At 74.7% G+C, this 19215-nt stretch carries 18 protein-coding genes; 9 read left to right on the plus strand and 9 right to left on the minus strand.

Going from position 1 to position 19215, the window contains the following annotated elements:
- On the minus strand, positions 1-736 hold a 736-nt coding region (locus ABZY91_RS22905; RefSeq protein ID WP_355404883.1), incomplete at its 3' end, for a hypothetical protein.
- Positions 737-1039: 303 nt separating this feature from the next.
- Between ABZY91_RS22905 and ABZY91_RS22910 the strand changes: the two genes are divergently transcribed.
- On the plus strand, positions 1040-1933 hold the full coding sequence (locus ABZY91_RS22910; protein ID WP_355404885.1) for a MurR/RpiR family transcriptional regulator: 894 nt from the start codon (positions 1040-1042) through the stop codon (positions 1931-1933).
- Entirely contained in the window at positions 1926-2993 is a 1068-nt protein-coding gene (locus tag ABZY91_RS22915; RefSeq protein WP_329951825.1) for a BadF/BadG/BcrA/BcrD ATPase family protein, read from the plus strand. Before ABZY91_RS22910 ends, ABZY91_RS22915 begins: the two co-directional genes overlap by 8 nt.
- A 90-nt stretch (positions 2994-3083) precedes the next feature.
- On the opposite strand, the gene ABZY91_RS22920 is transcribed toward ABZY91_RS22915, so the two are convergent.
- Positions 3084-3914: an SAM-dependent methyltransferase gene (locus ABZY91_RS22920; RefSeq protein WP_355404887.1), complete on the minus strand. Its 831-nt coding sequence runs from the start codon at positions 3912-3914 to the stop codon at positions 3084-3086.
- A 345-nt stretch (positions 3915-4259) separates the two neighbouring features.
- Between ABZY91_RS22920 and ABZY91_RS22925 the strand changes: the two genes are divergently transcribed.
- The 7 genes from ABZY91_RS22925 (at position 4260) to ABZY91_RS22955 (ending at position 12113) form a co-directional block, all read left to right on the plus strand.
- Entirely contained in the window at positions 4260-4616 is a 357-nt protein-coding gene (locus tag ABZY91_RS22925; RefSeq protein ID WP_329881329.1) for a PRC-barrel domain-containing protein, read from the plus strand.
- A 516-nt stretch (positions 4617-5132) separates the two neighbouring features.
- On the plus strand, positions 5133-6464 hold the full coding sequence (locus ABZY91_RS22930) for a deoxyribodipyrimidine photo-lyase (protein WP_355404889.1): 1332 nt from the start codon (positions 5133-5135) through the stop codon (positions 6462-6464).
- 122 nt (positions 6465-6586) lie between these two features.
- Positions 6587-7000 (plus strand): SsgA family sporulation/cell division regulator, encoded by a 414-nt coding sequence (locus ABZY91_RS22935; protein WP_355404890.1) that lies wholly within the window; start codon positions 6587-6589, stop codon positions 6998-7000.
- 195 nt (positions 7001-7195) lie between these two features.
- A complete protein-coding gene (locus tag ABZY91_RS22940) occupies positions 7196-7651 on the plus strand; it encodes an SRPBCC family protein (protein WP_329881185.1) in 456 nt (151 codons plus the stop codon).
- Positions 7652-7983: 332 nt separating this feature from the next.
- On the plus strand, positions 7984-9444 hold the full coding sequence (locus tag ABZY91_RS22945) for an endonuclease/exonuclease/phosphatase family protein (protein WP_355404892.1): 1461 nt from the start codon (positions 7984-7986) through the stop codon (positions 9442-9444).
- 14 nt (positions 9445-9458) lie between these two features.
- Positions 9459-11480, plus strand: coding sequence for a phosphocholine-specific phospholipase C (locus ABZY91_RS22950; RefSeq protein WP_355404894.1), 2022 nt, complete (start codon positions 9459-9461; stop codon positions 11478-11480).
- Between the two features lie 159 nt (positions 11481-11639).
- Positions 11640-12113, plus strand: coding sequence for a VOC family protein (locus ABZY91_RS22955; protein WP_329881182.1), 474 nt, complete (start codon positions 11640-11642; stop codon positions 12111-12113).
- Positions 12114-12231: 118 nt separating this feature from the next.
- Here the strand turns inward: ABZY91_RS22955 and ABZY91_RS22960 are convergent, their stop codons facing one another.
- The 7 genes from ABZY91_RS22960 to ABZY91_RS22990 all read right to left on the minus strand — a co-directional run bounded on the left by ABZY91_RS22960 (position 12232) and on the right by ABZY91_RS22990 (position 19137).
- On the minus strand, positions 12232-13473 hold the full coding sequence (locus ABZY91_RS22960) for an aromatic acid exporter family protein (protein ID WP_329881180.1): 1242 nt from the start codon (positions 13471-13473) through the stop codon (positions 12232-12234).
- 63 nt (positions 13474-13536) lie between these two features.
- Positions 13537-14277 (minus strand): polyprenol monophosphomannose synthase, encoded by a 741-nt coding sequence (locus tag ABZY91_RS22965; protein WP_355404896.1) that lies wholly within the window; start codon positions 14275-14277, stop codon positions 13537-13539.
- Between the two features lie 206 nt (positions 14278-14483).
- Positions 14484-14750: a GlsB/YeaQ/YmgE family stress response membrane protein gene (locus ABZY91_RS22970; RefSeq protein WP_329881178.1), complete on the minus strand. Its 267-nt coding sequence runs from the start codon at positions 14748-14750 to the stop codon at positions 14484-14486.
- Positions 14751-14840: 90 nt separating this feature from the next.
- Entirely contained in the window at positions 14841-16094 is a 1254-nt protein-coding gene (ugpC, locus tag ABZY91_RS22975; protein WP_355404898.1) for a sn-glycerol-3-phosphate ABC transporter ATP-binding protein UgpC, read from the minus strand.
- A gap of 9 nt (positions 16095-16103) precedes the next feature.
- Positions 16104-16937, minus strand: coding sequence for a carbohydrate ABC transporter permease (locus ABZY91_RS22980; protein WP_329881174.1), 834 nt, complete (start codon positions 16935-16937; stop codon positions 16104-16106).
- Positions 16934-17866 (minus strand): sugar ABC transporter permease, encoded by a 933-nt coding sequence (locus ABZY91_RS22985; RefSeq protein ID WP_355404900.1) that lies wholly within the window; start codon positions 17864-17866, stop codon positions 16934-16936. The genes ABZY91_RS22980 and ABZY91_RS22985 overlap by 4 nt, the downstream gene beginning before the upstream one ends.
- Complete coding sequence (locus tag ABZY91_RS22990; protein ID WP_355404902.1) at positions 17863-19137, minus strand: ABC transporter substrate-binding protein; 1275 nt, start codon at positions 19135-19137, stop codon at positions 17863-17865. Before ABZY91_RS22990 ends, ABZY91_RS22985 begins: the two co-directional genes overlap by 4 nt.
- Positions 19138-19215 lie beyond the last annotated feature (78 nt).

Raw genomic sequence — 19215 nt, forward strand, 5'->3', positions numbered from 1 at the left:
TGGGGGGGGCGGGGGGGGGGCACCGGGTCGACGCGTCGGATGACGGTTGCATTGGGGGGGGGGTTGCGGGTGGGGTTGGGGGCGGGGCTGGGTGTGTTCGGGGGTCGGGGATGCGGGGGGGGGGGGTGTCGTCGGGGCGGGGGGTCGGCAGTGCGCCGGCGCCGCGCGGCCGGGCCCCCGCCCGCAACTCCTGCTCCCAGTGCAGCGGCCAGCGCAGGAAGTCCAGGACCAGCCCGTCGAGGAGACCGCCGGCCGCCGCCCCGGCGCACCGCTCCGCCAGCCGCTCGCCGTGGACCGGGTCGGTCGGGACCAGGCCGGTGTACCACTCGCGTTGCTGCCACGGCCGCCCGTCGCCGGACACCGGCCGGAGGTCGGGTCGGCGGCGTTCGGCGGGTTCGGCGTGGTCGCTCAGGCAGGCCACGCTGCCGACCAGCCGGAGTCCCGCCGCGTGGCAGGCGGCGGACAGGGCGGGCGTGGCGGCGTCCGCCTTGGTGATCAGGGTGGTGAGGCCGGTGGCCGCCAGCCCGTCGAGCAGGCGCGCCCGGCCGTCCGGGTCGGCGGCGGCGAGCGTGCGGTCGAAGACGTACGCGCCGCGCAGCGGCGGGGGTGCCGCGTCCGCCGGGGACGCCGCCGGCCCGGACGCGGGTGACGGCGCCGGTGCCGGTGCGGGCGGTGACGGTGGGGCGGACAGGGGTGCGGGGGGCAGGGGTGCGGGGGGAACGGCCGGGGCAGGCACGGGTGATCCTCGGTGGGGCGGGTGCGTGGGCGCGCGGCGGCGGTGGGCCGGTGCGGCGCGGGGCGTCAGCGAAGCGGTGCGACGGCCGGACAGGCGGCGGTGGTGACGCGGCAGAAGTCCACGTGGGCCCGGGTGGTGAGGACGGCGGCACGGGACACGGCGCGGTCTCCTTCCCGGGTCGGTGATGGCACACTTCGGACGAACCCGAGGTTGACACCCGTCGGGATGTCGAGGATTCTCGCACAGAACTCTTCGAATGTGGAAGAGCAACATCGGTGGGCAACAGGATGTGGGAGGGATGTCGTGGACCGCACGTCGGCCCAGGCTCTGATCGTGCGACTGCGGGGCAGGCTGCCCTCCCTGTCGCCGGTGGAACGCGCGGTCGCCGAACGCGTGCTGGCCGACCCGGCCGCCGCGGCTGCCCTGAGCATCAGTCAACTGGCCGCCGCAGCAAGGGTGTCGGACACCTCGGTGACGCGGTTCTGTCGCACCCTCGGCCTGCGCGGCTACCCCGATCTGCGGCTCGCCCTCGCCGCCGCCCAGGTCGCGGCCGCGGACGAGTTCGCCGTCCGGGTCGGCGCCGACGGGGACGTCACCGCCGCCGACGACACCCGGACCGTGGTCGCCAAGGTGGCCCGCCTCAGCGCCCGGGCCGCCGAGGACACCGCCGCCCAACTCGACCTCGACGCCCTGGACGCGGTGGTCGACGCCCTGGCCTCGGCCCGCCGGATCGAGGTGTACGCGGCGGGGGCCGGGGCCGTGGTCGCCGCCGACCTGGAGTACAAGCTCCAGCACCTCGGCCTGGTCTGTGCCGCCCGCTCCGACGTCCACCGGGCCCTGATGGGCGCCGCGCACCTGACCCCCGCCGACGTCGCCGTCGGCATCTCCTACTCCGGCCGCACGCCCGAGGTCCTCGACCCGGTCACCGAGGCCGCCCGGCGCGGCGCCACCACCGTCGCCCTCACCAGCGACCCGGGCTCGCCGCTCGCCGCCGCCACCACCCGGGTCCTCACCTTCGCCGGCCGGGAGAGCGACCGCCGCACCGGTGCGACCGTCAGCCGGACCGCCCAACTCACCGTCGTGGACTGCCTCTACGTCCGCCTCGCCCAGTACCTCGACACCCGCGCCGCCGACGCCCTCGACCGCACCCGCCAGGCCGTCACCCGCGGCCGCACCCCGCAGCGCCACCATGCCTGACCACGGGAGTCCCGCCACCGCCCGGCGGCGGGGGCCCGCCTCCGCAGGCCGCGCCGAGGACACCTGGGTGGTGGGCGTCGACGTCGGCGGGTCCGGCCTCCGGGTGGCCGTCGCCCCCGCCGGGTGGCCCGCCGACCTCGCCGGGGCCCGGACGGCCGACGTGGCCGGGGCCGCCCGCGTGTCCGCGGCTGCCGCCGGGCAGGACGCCGACGCGCTGCTCGGCCGGCTGCTCCCCGCGCTCGGCTCCCTCGCCGCCGGACTGCCGCCCGGGGCCGGGATCGGCGCGGTCGCCGTCGGCGCCACCGGAATGGCCCTGCTCGGCCGGGCGCTCGCGGCGCGACTGCCCGGCCCGCTGGCCCGCGCCACCGGAGCCGAACGCCTGGTGCTGGCCGGGGACTCGGTCGCGGCGCACGTCGGCGCGCTCGGCACGGGCGCCGGGGTGACCGTGGCCGGCGGGACGGGCCTGGTCGCGATCGGCTACCGCGCGGAGACCGGCTGGCGGCGCGCCGACGGCTGGGGTCAGCTGCTCGGGGACTGCGGCAGCGGCGGCTGGCTGGGCCGCGAGGGCCTGGCGGCGGCCCTGCGCGCGTACGACGGGCGGACCGGCGGATCGCCCGCGCTGCTCGCGGCGGCCGAACGCCGCTACGGCCCGGCGCCCGGTCTCCCGGCGGCGCTCCAGCCGCGTCCGGACCGCGCCGCGCTGCTCGCCGCGTTCTCCCCCGACGTGGTGGCGGCGGCCGAGGAGGGCTGCCCGGTCGCCGGTGCGATCGTCCGGCGCGCGGGGGAGGAGATCGCCGCGAGCGCGACCGCCGCCGCCACCGCCGTCGGCCTCACGGACCCCCGGCTCGCCCTGACCGGCGGCCTCTTCCGTCTCGGGCCGGTCCGCCGGGCGGCCCTCGACGCGCTGGCCGCCCGGCTCCCCGCCGCCCGCCTCCGGGAGCCCGACGGCCCGCCCCTGCTCGGCGCCCTCCGGCTCGCGGCCTCGGCTGCCGCCGCGCCCGGAGGGCTGCCGTGGCCACTGGACCCGCCGCTGCTGGACCTCCTCGACCTGACCGCCTGACCTGACCGCCTGACCTGACCGCCTGACCGCTCACCGGCAGTGATCCCGCCCCGGCGCTCGCACGGTCCGGCCCTCCGGCGTCGCCGGGCCTCACGCCTTGCGGGCCACCGCGCCGTACATGCTGACCCGGTCGGCCCCGGCCTCCGGCGTGCCCTCCGGCCGCCAGAGCGGCACGGTGACCACACCCGGGTCCAGGACCTCCAGCCCGTCGAGGAACGCCCCCACCTCCTCGCGGGTGCGGCCGACCAGCGGTGCGGTGGCCCTGTCGTAGACCCCGGTGACCCGGTCCCGCACCGCGGCGGGGATGAAGTCCGCCGTCCCGTGCGAGAGGACCAGATGGCTGCCGGGGGCCAGGACGTCGAGCAGCGTGCGGACGGCGTCGTACGGCCGCTGGTGGTCCGGCACGAAGTGCAGGACGGCCGCCAGCACGAGGCCCACCGGGCGGTCGAAGTCGAGCAGCTTCTCTGCCTCGGCGGCGTCGAGGAGCTTCTCGGGCTCGCGCAGGTCGGCCTGGATCACCGTGGTCCGGCCGACGGCCGTGCCGCCCATCAGGGCCCGGGCGTGCGCGAGCACGATCGGGTCGTTGTCCACGTAGACGACCCGGGCGCCCGGGTCGACCGCCTGGGCGATCTGGTGGGTGTTGCCGGCGGTGGGGATGCCGGTGCCGATGTCGAGGAACTGGTCGATGCCCGCGGCGGCGACGCTGCGCACCGCCCTGGTGAGGAAGGCCCGGTTGGCGCGCGCGGTCGATCTGAACTCGGGGTTGGCCGCCAGGGCCCGTTCGGCGGCGGCCCGGTCGGAGGGGAAGTTGTCCTTGCCCCCGAGGTAGTAGTCGTACATCCGGGCCGGGTGCGGGATCTCCGGGCGCAGGTCCGCGGGGACACCGGGCTCGCCCGGTTCCCACATGCTGTCGTAGCCCACCACTGCCTCCGCACCTCCATGATCTGACGATCCGTCGGCGCACAGCGTAGGTGCTCGGGAGGGGCCCGGTGGGCGGATGGTCGGTTCACCCCCCGTTGTGAGAAATGGGCGCGTTGGTCCTCGTTCGGGGCTCCTGTGCGGTCGGGGGACGCGTTCGGAGCGGGGCCGGGGAGGGGGCTCGGCGCGGGCCGGGACGGCTTCCCTCCGCGCGCCTGCTCCCGGCCGGGGGAGCAGGTCCCCGGCGGGCGGTCCCGGGTGCCCCGGAGCAGGATGGGAGGGTCCGGGGCTCAGCCCAGTCGACGGGCCGCCGCACGCGGGCGGCAACGGGAGGTCGCCATGGTCGCCGTGATCGGTACGGCCGACATCAGGGAGTGGCGGGGACAGGCCGTCGTGGACGAGAAGGACCACCGGATCGGCGCGCTGGAGTCCGTCTACGTGGAGACCGCCAGCGACCAGCCGTTCTTCGCGACCGTCACGGTCGGCCTGGTGTCCCGGCGGCGGCTGGTCTTCGTACCGCTCGACGGGGCGGTCGTCGGCCCCGGGTACCTCCGGGTGGCGTTCCCCAAGGCCCAGGTCAAGCAGGCGCCGTCGATCGGCGTCGACGACGTCCTGCCCGCCGAGGACGAGGCGGCCGTGTTCGCGCACTACGGGCTCGCCTACACCCCCGGAGCGGGCGGCGAGCGCCGTCTCGCCCGCCGCTGACCCCGAGCACGCCCGCACCGGTACACATGTCGATGCACACGTCGGTGCACACGTCGGCCCGGTCCTGACCGGCCTGCGCCGACCGGTCAGGACCGGGGCCGTGGCGGGGCGGGGACCGACTCGACACGGCACCCCGCCCCCGCCGCCCGGCCGGCGCCTCCCACCGCGCCGGACCGGACACCACCGCTTCGCGGCAGCCGGCGGGGCGGATGGCCCGGCCCGCCGGGTATCACCCGAACGGCGGAACCACTGCCCCCGGTCCGTGCCCGCCGGTTCCCACCGCGCCCCGCCGCCCCGCGCTTCCGCCGCCCGCGCCGGGCGCGCCGCATCCCGGTTCAGGGAGCCACCGGCGCGCCGCGCCCCGCTCGGCGCGCCGGACTGGAAGGCTCACCTGCCCGGAGGCCTGCCGGAGCCGGCCCCCGACCGCAACCTCCCGACCACCACCCGTCGGACCACCCGTCGGACCACCACTCGTCAGACCATCACCGTCAGACCACCACCACCGGGCCGCCACTGATGACCGTCGCCATCGCTCTGCTCACCCAGGACCTCCGCCTGCACGACAACCCCGTGCTGCACGCCGCCGCCGCCGCGGCCGACGAGGTCGTCCCGCTCTTCGTCCTCGACCCGGACGTCTCCGCCGTGGGCTTCGCCGCGCCCAACCGGGCCGCCTTCCTCGCCGACTGCCTCGCCGACCTGGACGCCTCGCTGCGCCCGCTCGGAGGCCGCCTCGTCCTGCGCCGGGGACGGTCCGCGTCCGCGACCGCCCGGCTGGCCGCCGAGGTGGACGCCGCCTCGGTGCACGTCGCCGCCGGGGTGAGCGCCTTCGCCCACCGTCGCGAGCAGGCCCTGCGCGAGCAGCTCGGCGACCGGCTGCACGTCCACGACGGCTCCCTCACCGTGGCCGTGCCCGGTGCGGTGACCCCGGCGGGCAAGGACCACTACGCCGTCTTCACGCCGTACTTCCGGGCCTGGTCGCAGGCCCCGCGCCGGACCGTCCACCGCGCGCCGCGGGCGCTGCGCACCCCCGAGGGGATCGCGGGCGAACCCGTCCCCACCGCCGCGCCGGACTCGCCCGCCCTGCCGCCCGGGGGCGAGCGGACCGCGAGGCGGCTCTGGCAGCGGTACCCGCTGGAGCGCTACGCCGACCTGCACGACGACCTCGGCGCCGACGGCACCTCGCGCCTCTCGCCGTACCTGCACTTCGGCTGCCTCTCCGTCGGCGAGCTGGTCGCCGACGCCGAGCGGCAGGGGCACGAGGGCGCCGAGGCGTTCGTCCGTCAGCTGGCCTGGCGGGACTTCCACCACCAGGTGCTGGCCGCCCGGCCCGAGGCCGCTCACCGGGACTACCGCGACCGGGGCGACCGGTGGCTCCCGGAGGACGACGAGGAGTGCGAGGCCTGGCGGACCGGCCGGACCGGCTTCCCGCTGGTCGACGCGGGCATGCGGCAGCTCGCGCACGAGGGCTGGATGCACAACCGCGCCCGGCTGGTGACGGCCTCCTTCCTGGCCAAGACGCTCTACCGGGACTGGCGGATCGGCGCCCGCCACTTCCTGCGGCTGCTGGTGGACGGGGATCTGGCGAACAACCAGCTCAACTGGCAGTGGGTGGCCGGCACCGGCACCGACACCCGCCCGAACCGGGTGCTCAACCCGCTCTCCCAGGCGGACCGCCTCGACCCGGACGGTGCCTACGTGCGGCGCTGGGTGCCCGAACTCGCGGACGTCCGGGGGCGGGCCGTGCACCGCCCCTGGCGGCTGGACAGCCCGCCGGCCGGCTACCCGGCGCCGGTCGTCGATCCGGACGCGCTCTCCACCCGCCTCCGCTCGGCCCGCGGGCTGGAGTAAGGCGCCCGGGCCGGTCCGCCGGACGTCCGTTGCCGAACCGATCGCCGTGCGGTAGGCATTCACTCGGCGGACGGGGGTAGCCGGGCGAAGCCATGGTGGCGAACCGAGGGAGGAGGGGTCCCGTGTTCCGGATCATCGAGGACGTCGTCGAGGCGTGCATCATCGGGCCCGAGCTGAGGCGGGTCCTGCTGGAGCTGCGCTACGACACCGGTGACCCCTTCGCGATGTCGGTCGGGTTCGGCGCCGAGGCGGCGCTCGACCCGGAGGGGCGGCTCTGCTGGACGGCGGCCAGGGAACTGTTCGGCCAGGGGCTGAGCGCCCCGGCGGGCCGCGGGGACCTGCGCGTCCGCCCCTGGCAGCCGGGGACGGTGGGCGTGGAGTTCCACGGCGACGACGGCTGGGCGATCCTGGTCCTGGGGGCGGACGACCTCACGGCCTTCCTGCGCCGGACCTGGCAGGCGGTGCCCCCGGGCACCGAGCACCTGCTGATCCACTGGCCGGACACGGTGGCCGAACTGACCGGTGAGCCCGGCTGATCGCGGCGGGCTCACCGTGGTGGGGCGGACGCGGTGGCGGCTCCCGCCCGGTCCCGCAGGGGCCGGTCCGGGGAACGTCCGATTCGGTGAAGTCCGCAGCGGTCCGGCCGACATGCCCCGGAGGTTCCGGGGCAGACGGGCTTGTGAGCGGCGACCGCCCTGCGGTCGCCGGCCCGTCGGAGGAGGGATTCCGCGATGACCAGGATCGAGCAGTCCGTCGAGGTCGACGTGCCGCTGGCGGCGGCCTACGAGCAGTGGACGCGGCTGGAGGAGTTCCCGCAGTTCATGCGGGGCGTGGTCGGCATCGACCGGCTCGGTGAGGGGCGCACGCGCTGGGTGGTGGACGTGGCGGGCGCGCGCCGCGAGTTCGAGGCCCGCACCACCGAGCTGGTGCCCGACGAGCGGTTGGCCTGGGCCGCCGTCGCCGGAGAGGTGCGGCAGTCCGGGGTGGTGACGTTCCACCGCCTGGGTGAGCAGGCGACCAGGGTCATGCTGCAACTGGAGGTCGAGCCGCACGGCCTGATCGAACGGGTGGGGGAGGCGCTCGGCTTCGTCGACCGCCGGGTGATCGACGACCTCCACGACTTCAAGGCGCACGTCGAGTCCCGCTGGGACGTCGGGGCGGAGCACGACCGCCACCAGCGTTCCTGAGGGTGCCGGGGGAGGGCCGGGGCGGGACGACCCGCCGCAACCGGCCCTGCCCGTACGGGGTCTGCCGCACCCGGGGGCACCACCGAACCCCCACCCCCCGGCACCGAATCCCCACCCGCCCACCTGAACCCGTCCTGGATTTCCCGCACCGCCCGACCTTCCGTCACGCATCGTTCACGTCCCGGTCGCCGGCCTTCGGATGAATGGGCCCGGCCCCACAGTTGTACAGCCAACTGTCAGTGGGTCGACCCTCCCCAGCCCCCGTCACCAGCCGTGGACGGGCCAGGTCCGACGCCCCCCGCCGGCCGGCCCGAGCGGCGGACAGGACAACCGTGGCCACCGGCAGCACCCTGAGCCTCGCCATCCCCCCGAGTCCCGCGCTCCCCGTCGAAGGCGACCGCCTCACCTTCCACTGGACCACCGACGCACCCGACGCCAAGAACTGGGTCGGCATCTACGACGGCGACCGCAGGCCCGGCACCGGAAGTTCGCTGCTCTGGAAGTACACACCGGCCGGATCCGGTGACGTCCAGCTCGACACCTCGGCGCTCACCGGCGGCCCGTACACGGCCTACCTGCTGGCGAAGGACGGCTACGGCGTCCTCGCCCAGACCGCGCCGTTCACGTTCCGCCCCAAGCCGGCCGTGGTCCGCCCGCACGCCGCGGTGGACGCGCTCACCGCCACGCCCGTCGCGCCCGGCGCCGCCGTCAGCGTCCGGCTCGGCGGCCTCTGGTCCCGACCGGCCGGGAACCCGCCCGGCAGCGCGGCGTTCCGGAAGATCAGCGGCCCCGCCTGGCTCGCCGTCGGCGCCGACGGCACGGTCACCGGCACCGCCCCGGCCGGCCGGCCCGCGCGGGACCCGGAACTCCTCGTCGTCGGCGTCAAGGACGGCGCGGGCGCCACCGACACCGTCACCGTGCAGGTCCCGGTGGCCGAACCGGCAGGTCCGCTCCGGCTGAAGACGGCCTCCTGGAACCTCGCCGACGCGGGCGCGGGCTTCACCGACGCGGTGGAGAAGCAGCTGCGCGTCGTCCTCGCCCAGGGCCTGGACGTGCTCGGCCTCCAGGAGACCGCCGGCAGCGCCGCCCGGACGCTGGCCGACGCGCTCGGCTGGCACGTCTACCAGAGCCCCGGCAGCGTCGGGATCCTCAGCCGCTACCCGCTCACCGCGGTCACCCCGCCCACCGCGGACCTCCCCGCCGCCGGTGCCACCCTCCGACTCCCCGGCGGTCGCACCGTCCGGTTCTGGGCCGCGCACCTCGACGAGTCGGACTACGGCCCGTACGCCGTCCAGGACGGGCGGACCGCCGCCCAGGTGGTCGCCGCCGAGAACGGCTCGCTCCGCCTGCGGCAGGCGAAGGCACTGGCCGCCGCGCTCGCCGCCGACGCCGCCGCCGGTGTCCCGGTGGTGCTCGCCGGGGCGCTCGCCTCGCCCTCCCACCTGGACTGGACGGCCGCCACCGCCGCCGCGCACGGGGGAGCGGGCCCGGTCGCCTGGCCGGTCACCACGGCGCTCCAGGCCGCCGGCCTGACCGACACCTTCCGGGAGGAGTACCGCGACCCGGCCAAGGCGGCCGGGGTCACCTGGTCGCCGACCCGCAGGCAGCGCGCCGCCGGGAAGGCCGAGCCGCAGGACCGGATCGACTACGTCCTCCACCGGGGCCCGCTGAAGCTGGTCGAGGCGCACACCCTGGTCGCCGACTGGCCCGCCACCGGTACCGACCCGGCCGCGCTCGCGGCCAACCAGTGGCCCTCCGACGCCGCCGCTGCCGTCGCCACCTTCCAGCTCTGAGAGGCCAGTCCGCGATGTCCGAGCTCTCCCGCCGCACCTTCGTCGGCGCCACCGCCGCCGCCGGCGCCGCCGCCCTCACCGGCCTGCCCACCACCTCCGCCACGGCGGCGCCCGCGCCGGGGCGCCTCACCGGCACCATCGAGGACGTCCGTCACGTCGTCGTGCTGATGCAGGAGAACCGCAGCTTCGACCACTACTTCGGCACCCTGAACGGCGTGCGCGGCTTCGGCGACAAGCAGGCGCTGCAGTTCCCGGACGGCGCCGACGTGTTCCGCCAGCCCGACCCGCGCCGGAGCGACGGCGGTGCGATGCTGCCGTACCGGATGGACACCTCCAAGTACAACGCGCAGAACGCCGGCGGTCTGCCGCACGACTGGGCCACCGGCCACCAGGCGATCAACAACGGCGCGATGAACAAGTGGATCGCCGCCAAGGGCGAGCGCACCATGGGCTACTTCTCGCGCGAGGACATCCCCTACCAGTACGCGCTGGCCGACGCGTTCACCCTCTGCGACGCCTACTTCACCTCGCTCGCCGGCCCGACCGACCCCAACCGCCTCTACCTGTGGACCGGCACCGCCGGCCCGGGCCGCGACGGCACCACCGGCCCCTGGATCGACAACACGCCGGTCACCGACAACCCCGTCGCCGACTGGACCACGTACGCGGAGCGGCTGGAACAGGCCGGCGTGACGTGGCGCGTCTACCACAACCCCAGCAAGGACGACCGCACCGGCGATTACGACGACAACGCACTCTCGTACTTCCGGCAGTTCCACGCCTTCCCGAAGGACGACCCGCGGTACGTCAACGCGATGACCAAGTTCGACCCGGCCGCCTTCGACGCCCACTGCAAGGACGGCTCCCTGCCGACCGTCTCCTGGCTGGTCGCGCCCTACCTGTTCTCCGAGCACCCCGAGGCCGGTCCGGCGTACGGCGCGCACTGGGTGAACCAGGCGCTGCAGTCGCTGATGTCCAACCCGGAGGTGTGGAAGCACACCGTCTTCCTCGTCATGTACGACGAGAACGACGGCTACTTCGACCACATGGTCCCGCCCACCCCCGAGCCCGGCACCCCGGAGGAGTTCACCCAGGGCCGCGCCATCGGCCTCGGCAACCGTGTCCCGCTCTGGGTCGCCTCGCCCTGGTCGCGCGGCGGCTGGGTCAACTCCCAGGTCTTCGACCACACGTCCGTCCTGCGCTTCATGGAGCAGGTCACCGGGGTCGCCGAACCCAACATCTCAGCCTGGCGCCGGGCCGTCTGCGGCGACCTCACCAGCTGCTTCGACTTCGCCGCGCCGAACCACTCGATACCGCAACTCCCGGACACCACGGCCCTGATGGCCCGGGCCGACGCGGGCACCAAGCTTCCGGGCGTCCAGCTCCCCGCCACCGGTGCCCAGTCGATGCCCGTCCAGGAGCGCGGCGACCGGCCGCACCGCCACCTGCCGTACCAGCCCTGGGCCGACGTGGAGGTCGACCGGCGGACCGGCCGGGTCACCTGCACCATGACCAACGACGGTTCCGTCGCGTTCCCGTACACCGTCTACCCGAACATCGTCCACCCGTTCGCCGGCACGCCGTTCACCGTGGCGCCGGGCGCCTCCGCGACGTACCTGTGGGAGGCCGCGTCGACCAACGGCCGCTACGACTTCACCGTCCACGGCCCCGACGGCTTCGTCCGCCGCTTCGCCGGCACCGTGGTCCGGGACGGTGTGAACGGCCCCGCCGGCGTGAACGGGGCGAACGGGCCGGTCCACCCCGACGGACAGAACGACGTCGGCGTGCCGATCGTCACCGCCGACCTCTCCGGCTCCCGGCGGCTCACCCTGCAACTGGTCAACGACGGCATGACGGACGTCTGCTTCACCGCCGTGCCGAACGACTTCGCCGGCACCGCGCAGACCGTCCGGGTCAAGCCGGGCAAGCAGACGAACCTCGCCTGGCCGCTGGACAAGGAGGGCCGTTACGACGTGGTGGTCACCGCGGCCACCGGACTGCGGTTCACCCAGCGGTACGCGGGATGGGTGCACTGAGCACCTGACGGGCGGCCGGTGACCACGGCAGGTGGCCACCGGCCCCCGGAGCGCCGGCCCGGGGACGCCCGACCGGGGCGCCGAACCGGGGCGCCGAACCGGTGACCCCCGGCCGTGGCACCGCCGCCCGGCCGGGGGCCCGCCGCTACCGTCGGCTCCATGCAGAACATCACTCCGTGCCTCTGGTACGACGACGCCGCCGAGGAAGCCGTCCGCTTCTACACCTCGATCCTCCCCGACTCCCGGATCACGGGGGTCACCCACTACGGTGAGCCGGGCCCCGGCGTCCCCGGCCGGGTCCTGACCGTCAGCTTCGAACTCGGCGGCCGGCCGTTCGTCGCCCTCAACGGCGGCCCGTTGTTCCCGTTCACCGAGGCGGTCTCGCTCCAGATCGAGTGCGACGACCAGGCGGAGGTCGACCGGCTCTGGGAGGCGCTCCAGGAGGGCGGCGGCCAGGAGAGCCAGTGCGGCTGGCTCAAGGACCGCTGGGGCTTCAACTGGCAGGTCACCCCGCGCGTGCTGCTCGACCTGGTCAACGACCCGGACCGGGCCAAGGCCGACCGGGTCTTCGCGGCGATGCTGCAGATGAAGAAGATCGACATCCAGCAGCTGCTCGACGCCGCCCGCGGCTGACCCCGGCGCACACCCGCCCCTGCCCGCCCCTGAACTCCCCTTCCCCGGACGGACCGCCCTGACGGCCCGTCCTCCCGCCCTCTCGCCCCCCGCCCTCTCGCCCCCGTCCTCCCGTCCGTCAGCTCCGCTTCCGCCGCAGCCGGCCGGACCGCAGGCGCTCGCCCCGGACCAGCCGGCGCAGCCAGGCGAGCCGGGAGAACCGCTCCCGGTTCGCCACCGAGGCCCGGTCCAGTTCCTCCATCAGCCGCCGGCTGCGGTGCTCCAGGTCCAGTTCGTCGAGGATCCGGTCCACCTCGGCCAGCAGTGCGCCGTGCAGCTGCCAGGCCTCCGGATGCTCGCGGACCCGGTCGAGCAGCAGCCGGGCCACGTTCTCCCGGCTCGCCCAGGCGGCCGTCAGCTCGGCGGTCAGCCGCTGCTCGGCCTCCTCGGCGTTCCGGCTGACCTGGGTGGTGACCAGGACGGCGAAGCTCACCAGCGCGCCGCCGATGTGCGCGAGCAGCTCCTCCAGCGCCACCGCGACGTCCGGGGCGACCAGCGGCTCGCCGGGCGGGCGCCGCTTGGCGAGGTCGGTGAGCGACCGGGCGAGGACCCGGATCACCACCACGCAGATCTCCAGGGTGTCCAGGCCGGTCCGCAGCACCAGCCGGGAGAGCAGCCCCTCGCTGATCCGGGGGTTGAGCCGCAGGCTGTCCTCGGCCTGCCGGAGCGCGGCGTCGACGTCGGCGATCGCCTGGTCGAGCCGGCGCGCCTCGTGCAGCCGTTCGGCGGCGTGGGCGACGGGGGTGGGGCGGTCGAGCTGCTCGGCCAGGTCGAGCAGCAGCTGCCGGGCCCGGCGGGCGAGGTCCTCGATCGACTCGCCCGCCGTGTCGACCCACACCGGTGGCGCGAACAGCAGGTTGAACAGCAGTCCGACGACCGCGCCGATCAGGGTCTCCAGGACCCGGTCCCAGGCCTGGGAGGCGAGTTTGGTGACGCCCAGGATCAGCATCGCGCTGATCGCGACCTCCTGGACGAACTCGTCCACCCGGACGAACCGCCCGACGACCAGGGAGGCGAGGATGACCAGCCCCAGGCTCCACCAGGAGAGCCCGACCACCGAGCTGAAGCCGATCGCGATCAGCACCCCGACCACCACCGAGTTGACCCGGCGGATGCTGGTCGTCAGCGTCGAGTAGACGGTGACCTGGACGACCAGCAGCGCCGTGAGCGGCGCGGTCAGCGGGGCGGGCTCGCTGCTCAGCCAGGTCGCCACCACGTAGGAGAGGGTGGCGGCGACGGTCGCGCGGACGGTCTGGACGACGAAGGGCTCGCGCGTGCCGCGGCGGACCGCGGCGGCGACGGAGTCCGGTAGCAGGGACATGCGGACCTTCTTCCCCGAAGCGCCGGTTCACACCACCCAGGGTCGTCCGACCGCCCCGCGCCCTCAGGGGCGGGGGCGCCGGTCCCGCAGCAGCTTCCACGGCGCGAGGGCGGACTCGACCTGCACGGAGAGGCTCATCTTGGACGCGCCCTTGACCCGCTCCTCGAAGCGGATCGGCACCTCCCTGACGGTGAGTCCGCGCTGCACCACCCGGTAGTTCAGCTCGACCTGGAACGAGTACCCGTTGCTGTTCACCGAGGACAGGTCGATCGCCCGCAGGGTCTCCGCCCGCCAGGCCTTGAAGCCGGCGGTGGCGTCCCGCACGCCCAGTCCGAGGATGGTGTTCACGTAGAAGTTGGCCCAGCTGGAGAGCGCCTTGCGGTGCCACGGCCACTCCGCGGCGGTCGAGCCGCCCGGCACGTACCGGGAGCCGAGCACCACGGCCGTGTCGTCGGCCAGCAGGGTCTCCACCATGGTCGGGAGGACGGCCGCCGGGTGGGACAGGTCGGCGTCCATCTGGACCACCACGTCCGCGCCCTGCTCCAGGGCCAGGGTCATGCCCGCGACGTAGGCCCGGCCGAGGCCGTCCTTCTCGGTGCGGTGCAGCACCCGGATGCGGCCGTCGGATCCGGCGGCGAGCTCGTCCGCGATCTTGCCGGTGCCGTCGGGCGAGTTGTCGTCGACGACCAGGAGGTGGAGGTCGGGCAGGTCGAGGTCGGCGAGCAGTCCGGCGAGGACCGGAAGGTTCTCCCGTTCGTTGTAGGTGGGTACGACCACAACGACCTTCGGGGAGGCCTCGACCATGTTCTGTCCCTCGCGTGCTCTCCGGCCGGTGCCGCGCAGTGGCACCGGTTCGGACGGATGTCCGGTACTACGGCCGTGCGAGTCTATCCGCGGCGGTTCGTAGGCTGTCCCGGTGGTCCGGCCCCCGGTCGGGCGGGCACGTCCCGAGGGCCGGCCGGAGTCCGCGCGGGTGCCGCGGACGGACCGGCCGGCGCACCGTCACCGGCCTAACGGGACCGGCGGGAGCTCCAGGCGGGGGCGACGATCGCGACCAGCGCGACGGCGAAGCCGATCTGCAACAGGTGCCGGATCCAGTCGATGCCGGAGGTGTGGCGGACGCCGATCCAGCCGGCCATCGCATTGCCCAGCCAGGCGCCGGCCGCGCCGAGCAGCATGGTGAGCCACCACGGGATCGACTGCGGTCCGCGGAGGATCAGTTTGGCCAGCACCCCCAGCACGAAGCCGATGAGCAGAATCCACAGGAGCTGGAACATCGCATTCCACCTTTCGAGGCGCGTTTCCCCATGATCGCCCGAACGGCCCGGACCGGCACCTCGACCGCGTGGTCACGCCCCTCGATCCCGTCAGCCCGCCGTCCCGCCCGCCGGGCCGGCACCGTCCGTCCCGCCCGTCCCGCCCGTCCCGCCCGCCGGGCCGGCACCGCCGCCGCCCCCGCTCAGCGCGGCTCCGGTCGCCGGGTCGAAGACGTGGAGCCGTTCGGTGTCGATCCACAGCTCCAGCGGGGCCCCTTCGGCCGCCCGGGTGGCGGTGCCGATCCGCGCCACCACCTCCCGCCCGGGCGCCCCGGCACCGGCCTCCCGCTGCTGCGCGCCGAGCTCCTCCAGACCGCCCCCGACGACCGGATCACCCTCGACGGTGAAGTGCACGAACACGTCCGAGCCCACCGACTCCACGACCTCGACCCCGACCGTGACGGTCGCTCCGCCGACCGGGTGCTCCAGCAGTGCGGCGTCCTCGAAGTGCTCCGGGCGGATGCCGACCACCACCTCGCGCGGCGCGTCGGCGGCCGTGAGGCCCCGGCGCAGCCGGTCGCCCACCGGCAGGTCGCCGAGCGCGGTGCGCAGCACGCCCTCCTCCAGCCGTCCGTGCAGCAGGTTCATCCCGGGCGAGCCGATGAAGCCGGCGACGAACAGGTTGGCCGGCTCGTCGTAGAGCCGCTGGGGCGCGCCGACCTGCTGGACGACGCCCGCGCGGAGCACCACCACCCGGTCGCCGAGCGTCATCGCCTCGACCTGGTCGTGGGTGACGTAGACGGTGGTGGTGCCGAGGCGGCGCTGGAGCCGGGAGATCTGGGTGCGCATCTGCACCCGCAGCTTGGCGTCCAGGTTGGAGAGCGGTTCGTCCATGAGGAACGCCTTGGGGTCGCGGACGATCGCCCGTCCCATGGCGACGCGCTGGCGCTGCCCGCCGGAGAGGAGGGCGGGCCGGCGGTCGAGGTGTTCGGTGAGGTCGAGGATCCGGGCGGCCTCCTCGACCTTGGCGGCGACGACGGCCTTGTCGGTCCTGGCGAGCCGCAGCGCGAAGCCCATGTTCTGGCGGACGGTCATGTGCGGGTAGAGCGCGTAGCTCTGGAACACCATCGCGATGTCGCGGTCCTTGGGCGCGCGGTCGTTGACCACCTGCCCGCCGATCCGCAGGGTGCCCCCGGTGATGTCCTCCAGGCCGGCGATCATGTTGAGGGTGGTGGACTTCCCGCAGCCCGAGGGGCCGACCAGGATGACGAACTCACCGTCCGCCACGGTCAGGTCGACGTCGCGGACGGCGACCGAGCCGTCCGGGTAGCGCTTGGTGATGCCGTCGAGGACGATCTCGGCCATGGGTTCTGGTCACCCCTTCACTGCGCCGGCGGTGAGGCCGGCCACGATGCGGCGCTGGAAGAACAGGACGAAGAGCACGATCGGCACCGTGATCACCACGGCCGCGGCGGCGATCGAGCCGGTCGGCTGCTGGAACTGGGAACTGCCGGTGAAGAAGGCGATCGCGGCCGGGACGGTCCGGGCCGCGTCGGTGGAGGTCAGCGAGATCGCGAAGAGGAAGTCGTTCCAGCAGAAGATGAAGACCAGGATGCCGGTGGTGAACACCCCGGGCGCGGCCAGCGGGGCGATGACCAGGCGGAACGCCTGGGCGGGTGTCGCGCCGTCCACCTTGGCGGCCTTCTCCAGGTCCCACGGGATCTCCCGGAAGAAGGCCGACAGGGTGTAGATCGCCAGCGGCAGCGAGAAGGTCATGTAGGGGATGATCAGCCCGAGCCAGGTGTCGAAGAGGCCGAGCACGCGCTCGATCTCGAAGAGCGGCGAGACCAGGGAGATCGGCGGGAACATCGCGATCAGCAGGGACATCCCGATCAGCAGCCGCTTCCCGGGGAAGCGCAGCCGGGCCACCGCGTAGGCCGCCATGGTGGCGAGCACGAGGGCGAGCGTGGTGGCGATCACCGCGATGCCGATCGAGTTGACGAGGGCCCGGGTGAACTCCGAGGTGCGGAAGATGCCGCGGTAGTTCTCCAGCGTCCAGCTGCGCGGGACGAAGTCGCCGTCGGACAGGGTGCCCGGGTCCTTGAACGACAGTGCGGCGATCCACCAGACCGGGAACAGCGCGTACAGCACGACCACCAGGTTGACCACGCCCCAGCCGGTCCGGGCACGGGCCTGGCGGGCGGTCACCGGCGCTCCGTCGCGCCGCCGGGCGCGGCGGCGCCGAAGACCTTGACGAAGACCAGGGCGATCGCCGCCACGCAGAGGAAGATCAGCACCGAGATCGCCGAGCCGATCCCCAGGTTGAGCGCGGTGAAGAGGTTGTCGTAGCCGAGGATCGACACCGAGCCGGTGTCGTTGGCACCGCCGGTCAGCACGTAGATGTTGTCGAAGATCCGGAACGCGTCCAGGGTGCGGAACAGCAGGGCCACCAGGACGGCGGGCTTCATCAGCGGCAGGACGACCAGCCGCAGCCGTTGCCCGAAGCCGGCGCCGTCGACCATCGCGGCCCGGACGGTCTCGGTGGGCACCAGCGCCAGCCCGGCCAGCAGCAGGAGCGCCATGAACGGGGTGGTCTTCCACACCTCGGCCAGGATGATCAGCCCGATCGCCGGCCAGTGCTCGGTGAGCGGGGCGCTGCCCTCCGGGAGCAGCGCCGCCAGGTAGCCGGTGCCCGGCGTCCAGGCGTACTGCCAGGAGTAGGCGGCGACCACCGTCACGATGCCGTACGGCACCAGCACCGCCGTGCGCACCAGGCCCCGGCCGACCACCGCCCGGTGCATCACCAGCGCCAGGGCCAGGCCGAGCACCAGCTCGACGGTGACCGAGACGGCGGTGATCAGCACCGTCACCCCCAGGGCCTGCCACCAGTACGGGGAGGAGAGCACGGCCCCGTAGTTGGCGAGCCCGACGAACGAGGCCCGGTCCGGGAAGCGCAGGTCGTAGCGCTGGAGCGAGAGGTACACGGCGTAGCCGACCGGATAGGCCGTCACGAGGGTCATCACCAGCACGGCGGGGGCGCACAGCAGCCAGCCGAGCCGGCGCTCCTGCCGGGAGCCGGCCGACCTCCGGCCCGGCGGTGCGTCCGGGCGGGGCGGGCGGGCGGTGGTGGCGGTCATGGGATCAGCCCCTTCGAGCCGAGCGCGTCCCTGATCTGGCCGGAGAGCGCCGCGACGGTGCGTTCCGGGTCGACCGCCGAGGGCGGCGAGAGGGCGTGCGCGACGGCGATCGAGACGTTCTGGTACGCGGGCGTCTGCGGCCGTACCGAGGCGGTGTCCAGGGCCGCCAGGACGTCGGCGGCGAACGGGTAGCTGTCGGTGAGCTCGGCGGCGGTGTACAGGCTGCGCAGGGAGGGCGGCAGACCGCCCTTGAGCGCGTTGGTCAGCTGGTTGTCGCGGTTGCGCAGGCAGAGGGTGGCCTCCTGGGCCAGGTCGGGGTGGCGGGAGTAGGCGCCGACGGCCAGGTCGATGCCGCCGATGGTGACGGTGGCGGGCCGTCCCGGGACGACGGCGGGGTAGGGCGCCCAGCGGAAGTGCGGGAACAGTTCGGGCTCGTTGGCCTTCATCGACGGGTAGACGAAGGGGTAGTTGAGCTCGAAGGCGGCGGTCCCGGACTCCGTCGCCAGCCGGTTCTGGTCCTCCATCTGGTTGGCGAGCGAGGGGTCGGCGGCGGGGGAGCGGGCCAGGTCGCGGATGACCTGCGCGGCGGCGACGGCCGGCTCGCCCAGCGACGGCGCGGACGCGTCCGGGGTGAGGATCGACCCGCCGGCGCTGGTGACCAGGGTGTTGAACCAGACCGTCAGACCCTCGTACTGGGCGCCCTGGGTCTCGACGAAGTGGGGCTTGCCCTCGGCGGCCAGTTGCCGGGCCCGGTCGAGCAGTTCGGCCCAGGTGCGCGGTGCGCTGGGGACCAGGTCGTCGCGGTACCAGAGCAGTTGGGTGTTGGAGTTGTACGGGACGGCGTAGAGCCGGTCCTTCCAGGTGGCGGTGCGCAGGGCGGCGGCCAGGGTGTCCTCGCTCGCCCGCTCCCGCAGCGGGCCGGTCCACTCGCGGGCCCAGCCGGCCTCGGCGAACTCGGCGGTCCAGGTGACGTCCAGCCCCATGATGTCGACGCCGCTGTCGTGCGCGGCGAGCCGGCGGACCAGCTGCTGGCGCTGGCCGTCGGCGGTGCGCGGCAGCTTGTTGTAGCGGATCGTGTAGCGGCCGCCGGAGGCGCTGCCGCAGGAGTCGGCGGCCTGCTGGAGCGCGCCCGAGTCGTCGGGGAAGTTGTACCAGTCGAGGGTGACCGGGCCGTTCCCGGTTCCGTTCCCGGCGCCGCTGCCGCAGGCGGCGAGCGCCCAGGTGAGCAGTAGGACCAGGACGAGCGCGGTGCGGTCGCGGACTCCGGTCATCGTGGTCCCTCCCGTCGGCGGCCTGCGGGTGGCCACGCTAGGCGGTCGGGCCGGAGGGGCCCGGAGCCGGCGACGGGA

It is taken from the genome of Kitasatospora sp. NPDC002965 (genome assembly GCF_040611255.1).
GTDB lineage: Bacteria > Actinomycetota > Actinomycetes > Streptomycetales > Streptomycetaceae > Kitasatospora.